General features: G+C 72.7%; 1 protein-coding gene and 1 pseudogene. Both read left to right on the top strand.

The genetic code is table 11. The annotated features are described in order from the left end of the window. Positions 1-600: signal peptidase II (lspA, locus tag Q2100_RS31245; protein ID WP_328518149.1), on the top strand; the 600-nt coding region annotated here is incomplete at its 5' end. Continuing rightward, positions 600-714, top strand: a pseudogene (locus Q2100_RS31240) (RluA family pseudouridine synthase); the annotation flags it as partial. The gene lspA and the pseudogene Q2100_RS31240, both read left to right, overlap by 1 nt.

Here is a 714-nt window from a genome sequence, read left to right as displayed (position 1 = left end):
CCGGGCCCCTTCGAACGGGCGACCGGGGCCGCAACCGGCGGCGCCGCGGCGCCTGACGAGGCGCCGCCGAGGCGTCGGGTGCGGCTGCTGGTGAGCGTGGCCGCGGTGGTGCTGATCTGCGACATCGTCACCAAGGTGCTCGCCGTCAAGCTGCTGACACCGGGGCAGCCGGTGTCGATCATCGGTGACACCGTGACGTGGACCCTGGTGCGCAACTCCGGCGCGGCGTTCTCGATGGCCACCGGCTACACCTGGGTGCTCACCCTGGTCGCGACCGGCGTGGTGATCGGCATCATCTGGATGGGCAGGCGGCTGGTGTCGCCCTGGTGGGCACTGGGCCTCGGTATGATCCTGGGCGGCGCGACCGGCAACCTCGTCGACCGCTTCTTCCGCTCGCCCGGCCCGCTGCGCGGCCACGTGGTGGATTTCTTCTCGGTGGGCTGGTTCCCCGTCTTCAACGTCGCCGACCCGTCGGTGGTGAGCGGCGCGATCCTGCTGGTGGCACTGTCGCTGTTCGGCTTCGACTTCGACAGCCCGACGCGCCGCAGACCCGAGTCGGCGGCCGGGACGCCGGCCGACCGTCCCTCCGACAGCGCGTAGTGGCCACCAGGTCGATGCCGGTCCCCGAGGGGCTGAGCGGCATGCGGGTCGACGCCGGTCTGTCGCGGCTGCTGGGGCTGTCACGGACCGCCGCCGCGGCGCTCGCCGAGGACG

Origin of the sequence: Mycolicibacterium arseniciresistens (assembly GCF_030519285.1) — a bacterium.
Lineage (GTDB): Bacteria > Actinomycetota > Actinomycetes > Mycobacteriales > Mycobacteriaceae > Mycobacterium > Mycobacterium arseniciresistens.
The sequence above is the reverse complement of the archived record's forward strand: the minus strand, read 5'-3'. Positions and strand labels throughout refer to the sequence as shown.